This window comes from Pseudomonas sp. UF-293, assembly GCF_058245595.1.
The window spans coordinates 1-215 of sequence record NZ_JBSICA010000107.1 but is presented as its reverse complement, the minus strand read 5'-3'; the positions used below and the strand labels follow the sequence as shown (position 1 = coordinate 215).

Sequence of the window (215 nt, the reverse complement as noted above, 5' to 3'; positions counted from 1 at the left end):
GCGACCAACAACGTCGTTGAAGGCGGACAGATCACCTACACCGCGACCTTGACCAACCCGGCGCAAACCCCGGTAACCGTCACCCTGTCGAACGGCTCAACCATCACCATTGCGGCTGGCGACACCATTGGCACCGTGAACGTGCCGACTGCGGCCAATGACGTTTACAACAACGGCAGCACTGTCAGCACCACCATCACCAGTGCAACCGGTGG

Annotated in this window: 1 protein-coding gene; it reads left to right on the top strand. The window is 60.5% G+C overall.

Annotated elements, in window-relative coordinates; genetic code table 11:
- A partial coding sequence (locus tag AC4IHP_RS27955) for an immunoglobulin-like domain-containing protein (protein WP_490833300.1) occupies positions 1 to 215 on the top strand: 215 nt, incomplete at both ends.